The sequence below is a fragment of the Bacteroides sp. 51 genome, assembly GCF_010500965.1.
Taxonomy (GTDB): Bacteria; Bacteroidota; Bacteroidia; order Bacteroidales; family Bacteroidaceae; genus Bacteroides.
This window is the reverse complement of sequence record NZ_QVMI01000004.1, coordinates 23,319-38,641: the sequence shown is the minus strand read 5'-3', so window position 1 is coordinate 38,641 and position 15,323 is coordinate 23,319. Positions and strand designations below refer to the sequence as shown.

Sequence of the window (15,323 nt, the reverse complement as noted above, 5' to 3'; positions counted from 1 at the left end):
TATATACAAATGGAAATACAAGGAATTGAAAAACTAATCGCAGCTGCATGGATTACAGCATGTGTGTTAATCACTCCGGTACTGTTTATCATATTTGATTTATGGGCGGGAATAAGAAAAGCTATTGAGAGAGGTGAGAAGATAACGAGTAATGGATTAAGGCGAACGTTTGCAAAGATAGCTAAGTACTATAATGTTCTTCTTGCGCTTCTGGTGATCGATGCAATTCAAATGGCCGGGTTCTGGTATGTTGATACTTACTATGAGCATAATTTCCCTGTATTTCCATTTATTGTGCTTATCGGAGCTATTGGTGTCGGTATCATTGAAGTGAAGTCTATATACGAGAAAGCAGACGAAAAGACAAAGCGGCAAACATCGGATGTTGCATTGCTTGCCGGAGAATTGGCAAAGCATAAATCTGATCCGGCAGAACTAGCCAAGGCTGTAGCTGAGTATTTGAATAAAGATAAGGAGGAAAAGAAATGAAGTATTTTACAATCGAAGAACTAAAGCACAGCGACACCGCTAAGAATAAGAGAATAGACAATACACCACCTCCTAAGGTTGTTGAGTCATTGAATAACCTTGTAGATAACATTCTTGACCCGTTACGCGAAGCATGGGGCAGACCGATTCATGTTAATAGCGGGTACCGGTGTTCCGCCTTGAATAGAGCCGTAAGAGGAGCTTCTACTTCGCAACACTTGAAAGGCGAGGCCGCAGATATAACAACAGGCAGCAAAGAAGGGAATAAGAAACTCTTTGAACTCATCCAGACGCTTGATCTTCCTTTTGATCAGTTGATTGATGAGAAGAACTATAGCTGGATTCATGTTAGCCATCGAAAAGAAAATAACCGGAGGCAGGTGCTCCACTTAAAATGATACTATGAAGACAAAGTATATCATACTCGTTTGTTCTATTCTAGTAGTTATCGCTTTCTTCGTTGGCCAGGCAACCGTATCAACTATCCCAGAAATCGAATACGTGAAAGGGGAGGAGATAGCCGGTTCCGTTCCGACGGGTCAGCTTGTTCCGGTCCGGGAGGTTATGCCTGAGTTTTCTTTTCTGCCTTATCGTCTGTTGATCATTAATGGTAAAGAAACGCAAGTTACAGATACCGCAGTTATCATAGCAGATTATGAGAAGCGCCGGGAATACTCACTAACTGCATTCGATGATAAAGAGAAAGGTAAACTAGAACTATACCCAACGGTTCAGTATAACTCTTTACAGTCGATTGACTGGAAGTTTACCCCGGTAAGCAAAGTTATCACACGGATAAAGAAACCCGTATTTCAGCCGTTCCTCTCTGCCGGATGGAGTACTTTGAATTATGTTTCAGTTGGTGCCGGTATGTTCTACCATGACTTTGGTGTGGAGTATCAGTATTTGAAAGGGTATAATGGAATGAGTGACGGACACATGGTTGGGGTGAAGTGGAAGTTTTGAAATTTGATACAAGCTAAAACTGTTAATCTAGTCATAATAATAACATAGTTATTATTAAAATATGCCTTTTGACATGGAACATTAAGAAAATTGCCTATATTTGCCATTGCAAATTTATTAAATGATTAATCATTTAAAGAAAAGGATGGATGTTCGTTGAGAATAGCTGTCCTTTTTTTTACTTTGAATTTGTAATGTAAATTTTGTTTTTATTTTTTTATTTTATATATTTGCATCAACCCGTAGAGACAGGGAAATCAGATTAATAATTTAATAATTTGCAAAAATGAAAGAAAAACAATTAGAGTTGGCTCTAATAGACAGAAATGTAGAAGAGGTTCATATTAATCAAAGAATTTTAGATGGTTATTTTAATGCCACATCATTATGTCAAGCCTGTGGTAAAAAGTTCAACGATTACAATAGATTAAAATCAACCGATGAATTTGTTAAGGAGTTATCTTCCGATACGGGAATTCCCGCAACGACCCTGATTCAAATTGTTACAGGTGGGGTTCCGCAATTTCAAGGAACTTGGGTACACCCTCAAGTTGCAATTAATTTAGCTCAGTGGGCATCTCCAAAATTTGCCGTGTTAGTTTCCAAGTGGGTATTTGAGTGGATGAGTGGAAATGTTCCTGGGGGGCAGAGTCTGCCTTATCATTTAAAACGTTATCTAATTAATAGAACGGAAATACCCCCAACTCATTTTTCTGTATTTAATGAGATTGTCTATAATCTAATCGCCCCAATGGAAGATTTAGGATATATTCTACCAGATAATATGGTTCCAGATATATCTCAAGGTAGAATGTTCGCCCAATGGGTTCGTGATGAAAAAGGACTGGAACCAAACGACTTCCCTACATACAGTCACACATATCCAGACGGAAGAGTTATTAAGGGGGTGAAATTGTACCCGAACTTCTTGCTTGGTGATTTTAGAGACCACTTTCATAATGTATGGATAAGGGATAGGGCTGCAAAATACTTTACAGAAAGGGACTCTAAAGCTATACCTCATTTACAAAAAATGATTCAATCTTTGCCAGCAAAGGAGACACCACATGCAGTAGAATCAAAGAAAAAATCATTGTAGTACTAATCGCTTACCGAAAATCTATAGAATTTTAACCAATAACTCCGCTTCGGAGTAAATCTGGGCTTTTTATCTATATAGTTTATACTTTGAGTCAGCGATTTTGTTGCGCTTACCGACCATTATTGTAATGTTGTTTATTTGTTTTATTTTAACAGACAAGTAGTGAGCAAATTATTAAATTAAGGAAGTAAATAGGTGGTATTTAATCGAATTGTTGAAAAGCATAAAGTAATTTTATTGGCTATTTTTTTTTGATATTTTTAACAGATAAAATTCTTGAAATGAGTAAAAAGATAAAAAGGAATGAACAGAATAACGAGCTGTCTTCAAGAATAACAAATATATTAAAATTCTTATCTGCTAAAGAATGGGGTGGTATAGCTGCAATTGTTGCGATATTAGCTTTAGTCGCAACAATTTACTATAATGAAGCCCCACCTAAAAAACTCGAAACATTGCAAATCGCTATAGCGGATTCTATTACTGATAGTTCTTATTTAAAAGAAGATGCATGTTTTTACGGAAAAGGAACAGCCATAAAGGGTGATAGCATAAAAGCATGGAGTATAGCTCATGAAAGAGCGCAAAACAATCTTGCAGAAAGTTTATCTAGTGAAGAAATAATAAAAGCTAAAAAATATGCGAAAATAGACTATGCTAAAAGTTCAATGCCTTTTTTAATGAGTGATGGTTGGAAAGCAGAAGTTGTGATATTTGTTACTAATAATGATTTGGAATAAAAATAACATGAATATAAAAAGAATTATATTTAGTGTGGTAATGATTGTTATTAATCTTGTAGGAATATCTGCACAAGTTGCACCTTGGTGGTGGATATATCCTAATAAATTACCAATTGGGAATAATTTTGATTACGTGCCTTGTATGGGAGAGGGAAAGAGTGAAACAGATGCAAGACGAAAAGCAGAAGCGGAATCGTACAGAATGTTTACTGCAAAAAATAAGCATGTGGAATTTTCAGAAATCACATACATTGAGATAGAGGAACATGGTTTAAAAGCGACGCTTCCTGAATATGCAACTAATTACACCTTTGTATGCAATCCTGAGCCTGAAAAAATAAGTGACAGTCATTATAAAGTTTATATTCTTTACGCATGGAGAAGAAATTTTAATAAACCTGTGAATTTTGGAGAGGTTGATACAAAAATTTGCGATGAGCTAGAGAGACAATTGGATTTTGTTGAGCTCAAAGATTCCAAAATATCTGTACAAAAAAACGACATTGTCTCTAGTAAATTATATTATGAAGACGCAAAACTTTTATGTGAGGGTTCTACTGTGGGTGGATATACAGATTGGCGTTTACCTACAATAAATGAACTGTCATTTATGTATTTAAATAAAAATAAATTTGATGTATCTTTATTTAGTAATAGGAATGTTTCAGCAAGAGGATTTAATCCTCCTATATACTGGAGCTCAACAGAAGTAAGTTTGCCTAGAAGTGTGAAGAAAAATAAAACATCTTATAAAGATGAACCTGGATATAAATTGATGATCATGTCCGATGGTAGAATAACAGATAGTAATCAATGGGCTAATGGATATAATTATTGTCGTTGTGTACGCACATTGCCTTAATTCGACAATTTGAAGGATTTATTTCCCTCTTAATTTCTGATTTTTGACATAAAACAGCGATATAATGAAAGAACAACTACGAATGTCAGAACAACCCTCTCGAACAATTAATGCAAAATCTCATAGTGGTGAAGCCTTTATTGTTAACAACACGGAACTTGCTATGAATCAGTTAAAAATAATGGATGGTATAACGAAAGTGCAAAGTAATGCTACTCAATTAATGAAGCAAGAAGATATAGAAGAATATTATATAAGAAAAATGAGTGGTGGAAAAGATGGACAAGAGAAATATGGCGGTTTATGTGGTGGTTGGGTTGCAAATTTTATTGAGGGTCCAAATGCTGCGAAGCATTTATGGGGGAGAATGAGGGTTGATATGGCTAAAGAAGGATTAAATGAAGTAAAAGATTTTGAGAAGATTATGAAGTATCAGCATTATATGATGATAGCAGATGGAGATGAAGACTCATTAGGAGACTTAACAAAGTATGAATTGTCTTCTTATGGAATTGCGATGAATGAAAAAGTTGCTAAATTTAAACAATATGTGGGTAGAAATTCTGATAAAAAAACTTTTTCTAATACCAAAGATCTTTTAGGGTCTCTTCTATCATCTATTCGAGAATTGAATAAAGAACATTGTCTCTATATAGGCTCTCCTGGTCATCACATGGCTGTTTGGTACAAAGGGCAGAATAAGTACATAGTATGCGAAACTCTAAATTCTGGCATTGAAGAATATAAAGGTAACGAGTTGAAAAATATTTTTGAATCTATAGATTGGAAAGAGTATAAAGATTATGAACAAGATGAAGATCAGGAAGACGAGGATCAAGAGGATGAAGAAATTTATTCTTGCTGGGTAAGAGATTTAGGCAAACGTTAGTTCACTTTAGTCCTATATATTAATTGCAATTCTGAAGATTTTGTATTTCTCCATTCTCATGTGTTGATGTTGGTAATTATTTTAAAATGCAATCCTCTCATTCTCCTTAGAATATTTAGAGAGTACTTGGAAGAAAAGGCAGCCGAATAAGCTGGCTATTAATAGAGGTATAATTTCATTTCTTCAATCGCTTGCGTTGCACTACGAACTATAACATATTTACTTCCGCACGCTTCTACTTGTCGCTGGAATTCTTTCTGTTCGTCAGATTGTCGTCCTTTTCCGGTCTTAAATTCCAGGCATAAACTAGCATAACCTTTCTTCGGTACTAATAAGATCACATCGGCCACTCCAGATCGCACACCCTGACGTTTTAGGTTGGCCGCTTCAATCTTATGCCGGCTTCCACCGTTTGGTATTGCAAACAGAAGTTTTTCGGGAAGTTTTGGGAAAAATAGCGGTACATGCTTGAAGAACTCTGACTGGATCCTGGCTTCCTCGTTATCGTGTACTTTCTTGGCCTTGGGCGGATTCTTTTTCTCTGCATAACAGTTATAACAAACGAAGCCGGCATCCGTAGGTATTACGGACACCGTTTCTTTTCCACATTCAATACAGGTTTCTTTATTCATTAGTACCGGAAGTCTGTAAAATGGATAATAATTTTAGGCTTGCTTAAATCTGATTTCTTAAACCAATCTTTGAAGTCTTGAAGGGATAATCCGTCATTCTTGGCCAGATTACCAGGCATTAATGCGAGCACTCCACCATTTTTACTAAACGTTCTCGGAAAATCAAAACTATTCATTGAGAATTGCAGTTCCTGATATCCTATTCCGCTATTCTTGTCGAATGTAAACAGCGTTTTTGTGGTAGAACCTTTACCATAAGGCTTTCCTATCCATTCGTATATTTCCAGTACAGCATTTCCTTTATTGATTTCATCAATACGTTTTTTCCAGTACTCAACGTTTTCTCGGATAGTATGACGTTTTGGGAAACAATTAAACTCTTCAACATATTGGCTGCATTTAGGACATTGAGGGTCGCTCCAATCTCCGGACTGTCCTATCTGGTAGCAGTCACACTCTTCACTACTTCCAACCCACCCGCATTTGCATTGTACTGGATAATATTCGTGTGTGGATTGCAATATCTTTTCACGAAAAAATGTTCTTTCTCCTTTTTTGGGGTGTGTAGCCGGAAATACCCGGCTTAATGGTAATCTATATCTTTTCATCTTGTGAGCCACGTTTAATTAATAGCATCGCAATCTCTCTCATGTCTGAAAGATGCGTCTCAGTTGCCTGGAGCTTTCCTTTCAGTAAGTTCTCGTTCTCTGTAGATATACCTATGCCTTTCGATGCATCGGAAAGAGCTTTTAATATGTGTGTAGCATATCCTCCAGGGATGGTTAGAAACGGTTTTATCTCCTGATTGATACTTCCATCGGCAGGAGACTCTACAATATTAATGCCCCCTTTTTTACCCTGCATAAAGAAGTGTCTACCTTCTTTTAGGTATATTTCTACCTTATCCCATTCATACAGTATATTTATCTTTGCTTCCATTTGTCTTTTTGTTTTATAATTCAACTATTCTATACTCACGTTCTCTAAAAGGAAAATCCTTTTTAATCTTTTCAAGGTGTTTAGCAGCTGACTCAGGAGACTTAAACATTTTAGCCCTATGTCTGAGTAAAGTTCTTGGAGGGTCGCCAACTTTACTATTAGAAACAAAACATGGGCTACTAGCCTTTATCTGAATTATCCAACGTTTGTATTTTTCCTCCATTTATCTTTTTGTTTAATTGCTATACCACATAATACTTTCTTGCTACATTCTCCATTTAGAAAATCAATAGCAAGCATGATAATTGCTCTCGACTGAATTGAATCGATAGGAGAGAAGTCGAATTGATTGTACTTTGTGATTCGATCTTCGAGAACCTTTACAGCGTTGGTGTATCCTACACGAACAGGACCAGGTAGTCTTTTCTCCTGAAGCCTTTTTTCGAGTGCTTCTATGCATTTCTCAACCTCGAAGTCTTTTGGTTTTTCCAACTTGGGAACATTGAGAAGTTTTTCGAGTCTCTTGTATTCCTCAGCTTCATTTCTCAGCTGTCTATCTATTCTACTTTCCATATTTTTATTTAGTTGCGATTCTGTTGAAAATATTGTAATCCCGTGTAACGCAGTTCGCCGGGAGTTCCTCTCTGGTCAATCCTGCTTGTTTGATAAACGTATCCTTGAAGTAGAGTTTGTTATCTAAGTGAGCACAAGCGAGAATAAAGCCTCTCAATTCTCTATAATCGTATTTCTTTCCACTTAAAAGGCCGACTTTAAAGAGGTCGCAAAAGTCTACAGATTTCATGACCATTGATAAACTGCTATCTAAGTCAATAATAGGCTCTATAGAGGCAAATGTTCTATATCCTTCAAATTTCATATCCATGAGAGCTATAACTCGGCTTTTATTGCTCGGGGCGTTAGGCTCTTCGCTATCACATCCAGTCAGTGTAACACCGTAAGCTATAAGCCTATTGTCCCATCTATAAGCGCTTGATACTGCACTAAACTCTAATGCTTCTTTCTGTCCCATTTTAGTCAATATCTTAACTGGTATTCTATTAGCCTGACAAACTCCTATTGCGAAATATGTTAGTTCTTTTGTCTCCGGAAGTAGAGGGTCGGTAGTAAATGAAAAGAATAATCCATGCTTTCTTAACTCTTCTACATTTTCTGATACTTCTTGAATAAATATCTTACATGCAGTATATTCGTCAACCAGGCCTTTCTGTAACGTAGGCTTGTCACCACCCAAAACCTTGGATGTCATACCCTTTTTATTAAAGCAGTACTTGCATCCAACAGAACACCCATTGTAGAAATTACATGCCCAATAACTGTACTCGCCGGCTTTCCCGGACGGATTGTATATTGCTTTACCTTTAAACTGTTTCTTCATGACTTAATCTGTTTTTTTACTTAATGTTAAATAAATCCGTTAACGTCTCGCAATTTCTGAATGTACATTCTTTGCAATCAACGGTACATGTCCCCTCGTAATAACATCCACAAATTTTTCGGAAGTTTTTTAAAGTGTTTTCTTTGGTACCTTTCTCAACAGCCTTGACTCCTTTCTTAAACCCTTCTACAAAAGCATCATGGCAAACTCTTAGAATTGCAGGCGTACAATGTAATCTCATCGGACATGTTCCGCACTTTTGACTTGCGAGGCTGGCTCTTCTTGCCAGTTTGGTTACTCCTTTCATGGTTGATTTTGTCTTATTCCTCATTAAACAAATTAGCCATCATATCCACGATATCCGTTTGAACATTATCCTCACCACCTACAACAGCGTTAGATATCTTTGCTTTTTCTTCTATTATATGCCACATCTTTTCGTCAATGGTCTTTTTCCCATGCATGTGGTACATCGTGGCACCATTCTTTAACCCATTACGATGTACACGGGATTCTGCCTGGTCGCGGTCGGCCGCCGTCCACGGCTCCTCGATGAAGAGTACATTTGAACATGCCTTTTGCAAGCCATCAACGCCAGCGCTTGCAGCTTTTATAGATGCAATGACTATCTTCACTTTCGGATTACGGACAAAGGCGTCGATCGATGTTTGTTTTTCAGTAGAGTTTTGCCGGCCGGTAATACAGACAGCTCCCGGGAAAACATGAAGTAGTTTATCCACTACATCATGTAGATTGCAGAAGATTACGACTTTCTGGTCATTTTCGATAAAGTCTTTCTCGAAGTCAACAGCTGCCCTTAATTTACCACGTGCGGAAATATCCCGGAGTATCCCGATGCGTACCATAACCTCGCCGCGCATAGCTCTAGCGAGCTTTTCATCATCCGCCTGCTTGTACTTAACCAGGTAGCTTAATAAATCCTTTTCGGCATCGTCATACTCCTTGCGGTTATCAATTTCAACAGAAAGTATTTGACGTGTCATTTCAGGAAGTTCGGTAAGCACCTCTTTCTTTTCTCTCCGGAAGAAGCAATTATTCCAGAGCTTATAGTTCAGTTCTTTCAGGTTACTTGCTTCGTTAGGCCCAGAACAATGACGCTCTACAAAATGCTTATATCCACCGAAATCTTCCATGCGTCCAAGAATAGACAGCTGTGATATAAGATCTTTAGGCTTATTTACCACAGGAGTACCGGTAAGGCCCAAAACCCATTCTTTGCCGGCAGCAATACCTTTAACGAATTTAGCCTGCTGAGTAGATGATGCCTTACATTTATGGCATTCATCTATAATTACGGACTTAAATAGATTTATAGACTGCCGGAATTCTACATCCCGGAGTGTCCATCGTTCTGACTTCTTGATTCTTTGTACGAAGTATTTCTTCAGGGATTCGTAATTCACAATAAACACCTGGTACATTCCAGTTTGCCAATAGAACGTCCATGTGTCACGTACACTATCGGTAAGAATCATCGCCTTTTTATCAGTAAACCGGTGCCACTCGCGCTCCCAGTTCATTTTTACGACATTCGGACAAATTACAAGTACCGGGAATGCGTCTGCAATAGTGAGTGTGGCGATAGATTGAAAAGTTTTGCCCAGGCCCATGTCGTCCCCGTTAATAAATCGTTTTAGTTGCAACCCACGGGCGATTCCTTTCTTCTGATAATCGTAAGGTTCTATCTTGAGATTATGTGGAATATCGAGTTCCGGAAGCGGCTGAACCTGGTATGCGATATCGCTCTCTTCTTTCGGAGCACTACCGCCCCATTCAACTTTCTCAAAACGCTGAACGAATCGAGCGAGTTGTTCGAGCTGAGGTTGGTAGGAGGAATGAACCTGCCACGTTTTTGTAGCAGGGTCGTATTTTCGCCCGCCACCATCAATATGGCTTTTGATTCCATCAACGATGGCGGGGCGGTATCTGAATTCTAACCGGTAGTATCCGTTAGATTGAAGTGTAATATTCATGACGTACAGGTTTTAAGCGAAGTTGTCAAAAACGACAGCCTTTTCTTTCTTTGATGCTCTCTTTTTTCTTTTCTTCTCTGCCGGCATTGATACACCGTCAATATCTGCATCTGCCGGAGCATCGGTGTCGAAGTCAAGTTGCGCCTGTTTAATTCCAAATTTTCCGTTAAACAGATATTCAGCAACCTCATAGTCGCATCTTTCAATTACTTGAAGTAATTCGCTGCCGTAAGGGTAGTTTTCATCCTCGAACTTTGTAAACGGTGCAATTACATTGAGAACCTGCCCAGTTTTAAGTAACTTCTGACCGATAATGCTAACACCGGCAGACTCGTCTGTACCTCCATGTACATATCCTGTAACCGAATACGCCGCAATCTTTTCCTGTAACTCTTCGTTCAAATCTTCTCCGATATTGCCTGAATTGAAAAGCCCGGATTCGGCTTGTTCTGTAATTGTAATCAGAAACGGCACCAACATTGAAAATGCAATTCTCATATCGTTATGTATGATCTGATCACATTCTTTATCTACCTTGTTGGTGTAGTTTGCATCGCGATAGTTTTCTTTGAACGATACAGCGCAACGGTCATTCTTAACAGTTGCCTTTTGAATCGTGTTCTGCGGGAGTTCTTTGTTTTCTTCCATATTCTTTTTGTTTTTGATCAGCCTTTAGCAAGCTGATGATATTGATTAATAAATAAGTGATAATTCCGATTCCTATCAATGCCGGCGAACTTGTCACCTCATTGTAGCCGATAAGTAGAATCGCAAGCAGCAAAAGCAATAAGGTCTTTGCTGATTCTTTATCGTTTAGTTGTCCATCTTTCATGGTGTTTGGTTATTTACAGGAATAATAAATATCGGTTCGTTTTTAAAATTGTAAAAACATTCGTACGACAATATCTCGCCTTTATAATGCTCATTAAATGAATTGAAGTCTGGGAATATGATCTCTGAATCTTCATTGGAGTCATGCACGATTATACTTCTATTTCTCATGTACCGGCACGCAATCATGTGATTCTTTTTCTCTGTTGATTTTATAACCAGGAAAAAAGGCATCCACATCTCAATTTCTTTTTCTCCAAATACAGGCTCTAAATCGAAAATTTCAATCGGGTTATTATTGTTGTAGACAATCATTTGAATAAAGAAATCATAATCAGATTGTTCCAGCCATCTGTTTAACTGACCGATATTGTTTCCATCCTTAGACCATTCAATCCTATTCTCTGTTATAATGTGGTTTTCCTGCAAAGCATTTGCTACTGAGTATAACCCACATCCATATTTGTTTTCTTGTTTATAGTGCATTGTTGTCAATTTATTTATATTGCAGTCTTTTAGCTTCAATCCAATCCATATACCAAGCGCGTGAGCGTTCTTGCATTTCTTTGATTTGTTCGGATGTTACATCATCGGGGTTGCTGTCTCCTATAATTTCTTCAAAAAACTCATCTTCTTTTCCGAATGGGTCACTTTCAATAAAATCATCGGTATTGCAAAATGGGCATGGCACATCACCACCACGAGTTAAACCCTCTACTCCGTCTATTACATCGTAGCTATCTAAGTCGTACAGATATCCGTCAATACATGTTGCATCAGGATATTTAGCTCCGAAAAATGGTATTTCGCAGCAATACTTTGACTCTTTATATTCTTTTTCCATTTTCCACTTATTTATGAACATACATCCCCGATAACCTCATTTCTTCTTTTGCCTTGCTTATCAACGTCCTACACCAATCAAGTTGATGAGTTGCGGTCCGGTTGCATCTCTCGCACCAATCAACCAAGTACTGTTCTTCTCTGCAAACAGAGTCAACAAGAGCATTCACCGTTTTAGCTGTGGCTTTCGTTTCTTTCGTCATATCAACTATGATTTCAAGAACCTCAGACTTCTTAGCCTGGTTGAGCCAATATTTTGCGTCAGCAAGTAATTTCCCGGTCCGAGAGATGTAAACAACTAAATCATTACCACGAAGTACAGTTTCCTCTATCTGTTCGCTCGCAGTGATATTCAGGAAGCTGTCTATCTCGGTAAGTTCCTCTAGGATTTGGCTTTGGGGTGTAATGTTCAGATTCATATTTTGGATTAAAATATATGGCGCCTATGCCATTTCGTGATAATGAAACAGAACTCTGGTAGCCAGTGGATATTCAGAAAGCACTCGCTTTCTCTCTGCTTTTAGGCTATTGGTTCCTACATTACAGCTACATCGGTAGATTACCTGATCACCGTTGTAGTACTCCATACAGAAGATTATATATTTTTTGTTCATAGCTTATACCATTAATTGCCACCATTTGAAGGCAAGTTCTTCATACTTTTCTTTTCCTCTATTATAGATATCATCGCCTCTGCGTATATGGGCCTTGAAAACCCTACAGTTCTTTTTGCTGATAGCAAATATGAAATCCAGGTTACTTCCAGCGATATCCATGTACCAGGCGCGTGATCGGTTCCAATCGAAATAGTCCATAGCTTCGTCAAACTGTTTTTGGCTCTCTGCGGCTGTAGTTTTCAGATCACCACCAAACCCTAATGATGATAGCCACCAGTCCCATTTGCACCGGGTGTCCAATGCGTACTCAAAGTTTCCGTATTGAAACCGCTGCCCTTTGTTAACCATGAATTTCTGTGTATCAGAGAACTTAAGCACATTGGCCAGGAACGGATCTTTCTTAGCTTCTGCTCGAAGGGAGCTATACATCGCTTCAGCAAGTTCAAAATCCTCCTGAGTGTATTGGACTCCATCGACTTTAAACTTGAAGTAGTCCACCCGTTCCGGCTCGGTTACAATGGCATCCACCAATGTCCCAAATTTGAAAGCTTTCTCTTTATCCCCAAACTGCATCTGGGGATAGAGAAAGTTCTTTAGTTCGGTCAAATCCGAGTTACTGACCTCTGAGCGTTGGAAATATGTATCAGGATTGGCCATCGTTATACCTTTTTAAAGAATTCATTCAAATCGGACTTCTTTTTCTTAGCGAAGAAAAGCTCTGCCGGTTCCGGCTTTCCAAATCTCCAGAATGTAATTGCAACACCGCCATATTCATGTTCAATCTCTGTAATGTCGATAATCTCACCTTTGAGAACTTTTTCCTTAAGATTATCTGTTTGAGCAATATTCTTTAACGCTTTATAGTATCCAGTATCCATACTACTTCGCCCTTACGTCCTCAACGTACTTAACGTAATTGGACTTGATGTATTCCGGCTCCTTGCCGTTAGCCCGCTTCTCACAGAAAGTAATCTGTTTCTTGAAAGCTTTTTCTAGTTCATCGATCGGTTGGGATTGTCCTTCATTGAGCCACCACATGTTAAATATCTCAAGGAAGCCGGTAGGGTGGAGGACCTGTATTTTCTCTTTAACCTTGGCATTGGAAGCTACCGGCGCCACCATGGCCGCTGACTGATCGAACAGACTAGCCATTTGTTCCTGCTGGGCTTTCATCTCAATCTCTTTCCGCTGCTGTTCGGCTTTGGATGCTTCTTCTTGTGTACGCTTGGCCGCTTCTTCCTGTTCACGTTGCAACTTCACTCTTTCAACTTCGGCGGCTGCCGCTGTATCACGCTGGCGGAGTTCCTCTAGTTCCTGAAGTTCTTTCTTCTTTGAAGCAAAGCGATCCTTGCACCATTGTTTAGCGTCTGTTATTTCGGATTTGAACTGGGAGGCAAAGTATTCATATTTACCGGATAATACTTCAGTACGCAAGGCCGCTTTGGCTTCACCACCGATAAAATATGTAGGTGCCTCACCTGAGAATGCATCGAAATGAGCCTTGGGATAATCGGTAGGGAAGAGTAGAATCATATTGGTTTCACGGTCAAAACCTGCGAGTGTCAAGGCATTGAACATCTTATTTAGTTCTTCCTTCTTTGAGCGTAAATACGTATTGAAGTGAGTTAAGAGCTTTTCTTCAAGATCACGTTTATATGTAGCTTTCTCTGCATTTAGTTTTGCCAGGCGCTCAGCCTCTTGCTTTCTTTTCTGTTCAGCCTCATATTTTTCCCGTGCGTACTTATCACGTAGTTTAGTGATTTGTCCCGGGATCGTTCCTGGTTCTTTGGGATCAAGTGATTTCTCCTGTGCTGTAAATGCAGAGCGGATCTTATCGAACAATTGAGTAATAGGCTTACGGCGTTCACCCATATTCTTTATTGTCGTTTTTGTCTTTTCAAGGTATTCTGCTGCCTTTTGGTCCAATGCTTCATTCATCCCGCCGTTACCTTCGATGGTGTCGAGAAGAGCCTGACCGGCTTCATTGCATTTGCTTACAGAAGTATTGCTTCTGTTTACTATATTATCAAAACCACCCATGATGGAGGTTACTTCGTCTATTTTAATGAGTTGATTATTCATGATGTTTTTGATTGTTTTGATGGGATGCCCTCGTGATTTGCGAGGGCATAACAGTAATTATTTCGTCAATGATATAAATTCTGGTACAGCACCATACAGGGGTGTCTTTCCATCCCATTTGTCAATGAATTGTTTTTGAAGTATTTCTTTTGTTAATCCTTTCGATGTAATAAGAGCCTGTTCTGTTTTAAGTCTCTCAAGTTCATTGACTTTCCTTTGTTCTTCGATCTGCTGATCCAATACAGAGATATTAGTATTTACTTCATTCCGGCTATCTATCTTCTCGCGGACTTTTTCACTAAATTCGAGTTGGGCACTAAACGTTAGTAAGTCAAGACCTCGTTTTTCAAATTCCTTCTCCACTATAGTTTCCAAACGTTTCTCAAAGACTAAAGAGCCACCATCAGCCATTAAACTATCGGTTTTATGTTTTCGACTTTCTTCTTTTATCAGATCATAGATTCGGGGTTCTAGTATATTATCCTCCAATGAAGACATAAACTGATCTCCTCCGCCAATATGCTTATTATCAAATACGACATCGATAGCCCTATCACGTATAACTTTATATGAGTATGTAGGCCGGGCTTTAAATTCGGTATTATCGGCAGCTTTTAAAGTCACTGGATCGGCAAACTCTCCACGCTGATCAAAGAGTGGAACCTGAAATAATTCTGTACCCCATTCCCACGTTGCAACGCGTCCGGTTTTAATTGTGAAGTCTTTCTTTCCATCTTTACCGTAATTCTCCATAAAAACACCGGCATAATTAGGAGCAACCCGCTCACAGGAAGACATTGTTAATACAGCTATAATAGCCGTTAATAAGAATAGTACTTTTTTCATTTCTTGAATTGTTTAATGATTTTACAAATAGGATAGATTGTAAGCAAACACACAAAAATGCCTATCCACGCATTAAAGTGGTTGTATATTCT

23 protein-coding genes are annotated in these 15,323 nt (G+C 38.5%); 7 read left to right on the top strand and 16 right to left on the bottom strand.

Going from position 1 to position 15,323, the window contains the following annotated elements; translation table 11 throughout:
- Nucleotides 1–9: 9 nt before the first annotated feature.
- The 7 genes from D0T87_RS04850 (at nt 10) to D0T87_RS04820 (ending at nt 5,051) form a co-directional block, all read left to right on the top strand.
- Nucleotides 10–489 (top strand): hypothetical protein, encoded by a 480-nt coding sequence (locus D0T87_RS04850; protein ID WP_203558614.1) that lies wholly within the window; start codon nt 10–12, stop codon nt 487–489.
- Nucleotides 486–887, top strand: a complete 402-nt coding sequence (locus tag D0T87_RS04845) for a D-Ala-D-Ala carboxypeptidase family metallohydrolase (RefSeq protein ID WP_163173366.1) — start codon at nt 486–488, stop codon at nt 885–887. The genes D0T87_RS04850 and D0T87_RS04845 overlap by 4 nt, the downstream gene beginning before the upstream one ends.
- A gap of 4 nt (nt 888–891) precedes the next feature.
- Nucleotides 892–1,455 carry a hypothetical protein gene (locus D0T87_RS04840; RefSeq protein ID WP_163173362.1) on the top strand — a complete coding sequence of 188 codons (564 nt, stop codon included), beginning with the start codon at nt 892–894 and terminating at the stop codon, nt 1,453–1,455.
- 286 nt (nt 1,456–1,741) lie between these two features.
- Nucleotides 1,742–2,554 (top strand): KilA-N domain-containing protein, encoded by an 813-nt coding sequence (locus tag D0T87_RS04835; RefSeq protein WP_163173360.1) that lies wholly within the window; start codon nt 1,742–1,744, stop codon nt 2,552–2,554.
- A gap of 284 nt (nt 2,555–2,838) precedes the next feature.
- Nucleotides 2,839–3,297 (top strand): hypothetical protein, encoded by a 459-nt coding sequence (locus D0T87_RS04830; RefSeq protein WP_163173358.1) that lies wholly within the window; start codon nt 2,839–2,841, stop codon nt 3,295–3,297.
- Between the two features lie 7 nt (nt 3,298–3,304).
- The gene (locus D0T87_RS04825) at nt 3,305–4,162 is read left to right on the top strand and encodes a DUF1566 domain-containing protein (protein WP_163173356.1); all 858 of its coding nucleotides are present in this window, start codon (nt 3,305–3,307) and stop codon (nt 4,160–4,162) included.
- A gap of 64 nt (nt 4,163–4,226) precedes the next feature.
- On the top strand, nt 4,227–5,051 hold the full coding sequence (locus tag D0T87_RS04820) for a hypothetical protein (protein WP_163173354.1): 825 nt from the start codon (nt 4,227–4,229) through the stop codon (nt 5,049–5,051).
- Nucleotides 5,052–5,209: 158 nt separating this feature from the next.
- Here D0T87_RS04820 and D0T87_RS04815 read toward each other — a convergent pair whose 3' ends face one another.
- The 16 genes from D0T87_RS04815 to D0T87_RS04740 all read right to left on the bottom strand — a co-directional run bounded on the left by D0T87_RS04815 (nt 5,210) and on the right by D0T87_RS04740 (nt 15,231).
- On the bottom strand, nt 5,210–5,683 hold the full coding sequence (locus D0T87_RS04815; RefSeq protein WP_163173352.1) for a VRR-NUC domain-containing protein: 474 nt from the start codon (nt 5,681–5,683) through the stop codon (nt 5,210–5,212).
- Nucleotides 5,683–6,291: a hypothetical protein gene (locus D0T87_RS04810; protein WP_163173350.1), complete on the bottom strand. Its 609-nt coding sequence runs from the start codon at nt 6,289–6,291 to the stop codon at nt 5,683–5,685. Before D0T87_RS04810 ends, D0T87_RS04815 begins: the two co-directional genes overlap by 1 nt.
- Entirely contained in the window at nt 6,278–6,622 is a 345-nt protein-coding gene (locus D0T87_RS04805; RefSeq protein ID WP_163173348.1) for a hypothetical protein, read from the bottom strand. Before D0T87_RS04805 ends, D0T87_RS04810 begins: the two co-directional genes overlap by 14 nt.
- Nucleotides 6,623–6,817: 195 nt before the next feature.
- Nucleotides 6,818–7,195, bottom strand: coding sequence for a hypothetical protein (locus D0T87_RS04800; RefSeq protein WP_163173346.1), 378 nt, complete (start codon nt 7,193–7,195; stop codon nt 6,818–6,820).
- Nucleotides 7,196–7,199: 4 nt separating this feature from the next.
- Entirely contained in the window at nt 7,200–8,018 is an 819-nt protein-coding gene (locus D0T87_RS04795) for a hypothetical protein (RefSeq protein WP_163173344.1), read from the bottom strand.
- A 320-nt stretch (nt 8,019–8,338) separates the two neighbouring features.
- The gene (locus D0T87_RS04790) at nt 8,339–10,012 is read right to left on the bottom strand and encodes a DEAD/DEAH box helicase (RefSeq protein ID WP_163173342.1); all 1,674 of its coding nucleotides are present in this window, start codon (nt 10,010–10,012) and stop codon (nt 8,339–8,341) included.
- A gap of 12 nt (nt 10,013–10,024) precedes the next feature.
- Nucleotides 10,025–10,660 (bottom strand): hypothetical protein, encoded by a 636-nt coding sequence (locus D0T87_RS04785; RefSeq protein WP_163173340.1) that lies wholly within the window; start codon nt 10,658–10,660, stop codon nt 10,025–10,027.
- Entirely contained in the window at nt 10,608–10,844 is a 237-nt protein-coding gene (locus tag D0T87_RS04780) for a hypothetical protein (RefSeq protein WP_163173338.1), read from the bottom strand. The genes D0T87_RS04785 and D0T87_RS04780 overlap by 53 nt, the downstream gene beginning before the upstream one ends.
- Nucleotides 10,841–11,329 (bottom strand): hypothetical protein, encoded by a 489-nt coding sequence (locus tag D0T87_RS04775; protein WP_163173336.1) that lies wholly within the window; start codon nt 11,327–11,329, stop codon nt 10,841–10,843. Before D0T87_RS04775 ends, D0T87_RS04780 begins: the two co-directional genes overlap by 4 nt.
- A gap of 10 nt (nt 11,330–11,339) precedes the next feature.
- Entirely contained in the window at nt 11,340–11,687 is a 348-nt protein-coding gene (locus D0T87_RS04770) for a hypothetical protein (protein WP_163173334.1), read from the bottom strand.
- A 7-nt stretch (nt 11,688–11,694) separates the two neighbouring features.
- Nucleotides 11,695–12,105, bottom strand: coding sequence for a hypothetical protein (locus tag D0T87_RS04765; protein ID WP_163173332.1), 411 nt, complete (start codon nt 12,103–12,105; stop codon nt 11,695–11,697).
- A gap of 24 nt (nt 12,106–12,129) precedes the next feature.
- Nucleotides 12,130–12,300 carry a hypothetical protein gene (locus D0T87_RS04760; protein WP_163173330.1) on the bottom strand — a complete coding sequence of 57 codons (171 nt, stop codon included), beginning with the start codon at nt 12,298–12,300 and terminating at the stop codon, nt 12,130–12,132.
- Nucleotides 12,301–12,303: 3 nt separating this feature from the next.
- Entirely contained in the window at nt 12,304–12,960 is a 657-nt protein-coding gene (locus D0T87_RS04755) for a PD-(D/E)XK nuclease-like domain-containing protein (RefSeq protein ID WP_163173328.1), read from the bottom strand.
- A 2-nt stretch (nt 12,961–12,962) separates the two neighbouring features.
- Complete coding sequence (locus tag D0T87_RS04750) at nt 12,963–13,181, bottom strand: hypothetical protein (RefSeq protein WP_163173326.1); 219 nt, start codon at nt 13,179–13,181, stop codon at nt 12,963–12,965.
- A gap of 1 nt (nt 13,182) precedes the next feature.
- Nucleotides 13,183–14,385 (bottom strand): hypothetical protein, encoded by a 1,203-nt coding sequence (locus tag D0T87_RS04745; RefSeq protein WP_163173324.1) that lies wholly within the window; start codon nt 14,383–14,385, stop codon nt 13,183–13,185.
- A gap of 57 nt (nt 14,386–14,442) precedes the next feature.
- Nucleotides 14,443–15,231, bottom strand: coding sequence for a hypothetical protein (locus D0T87_RS04740; RefSeq protein ID WP_163173322.1), 789 nt, complete (start codon nt 15,229–15,231; stop codon nt 14,443–14,445).
- Between the last annotated feature and the right edge of the window lie 92 nt (nt 15,232–15,323).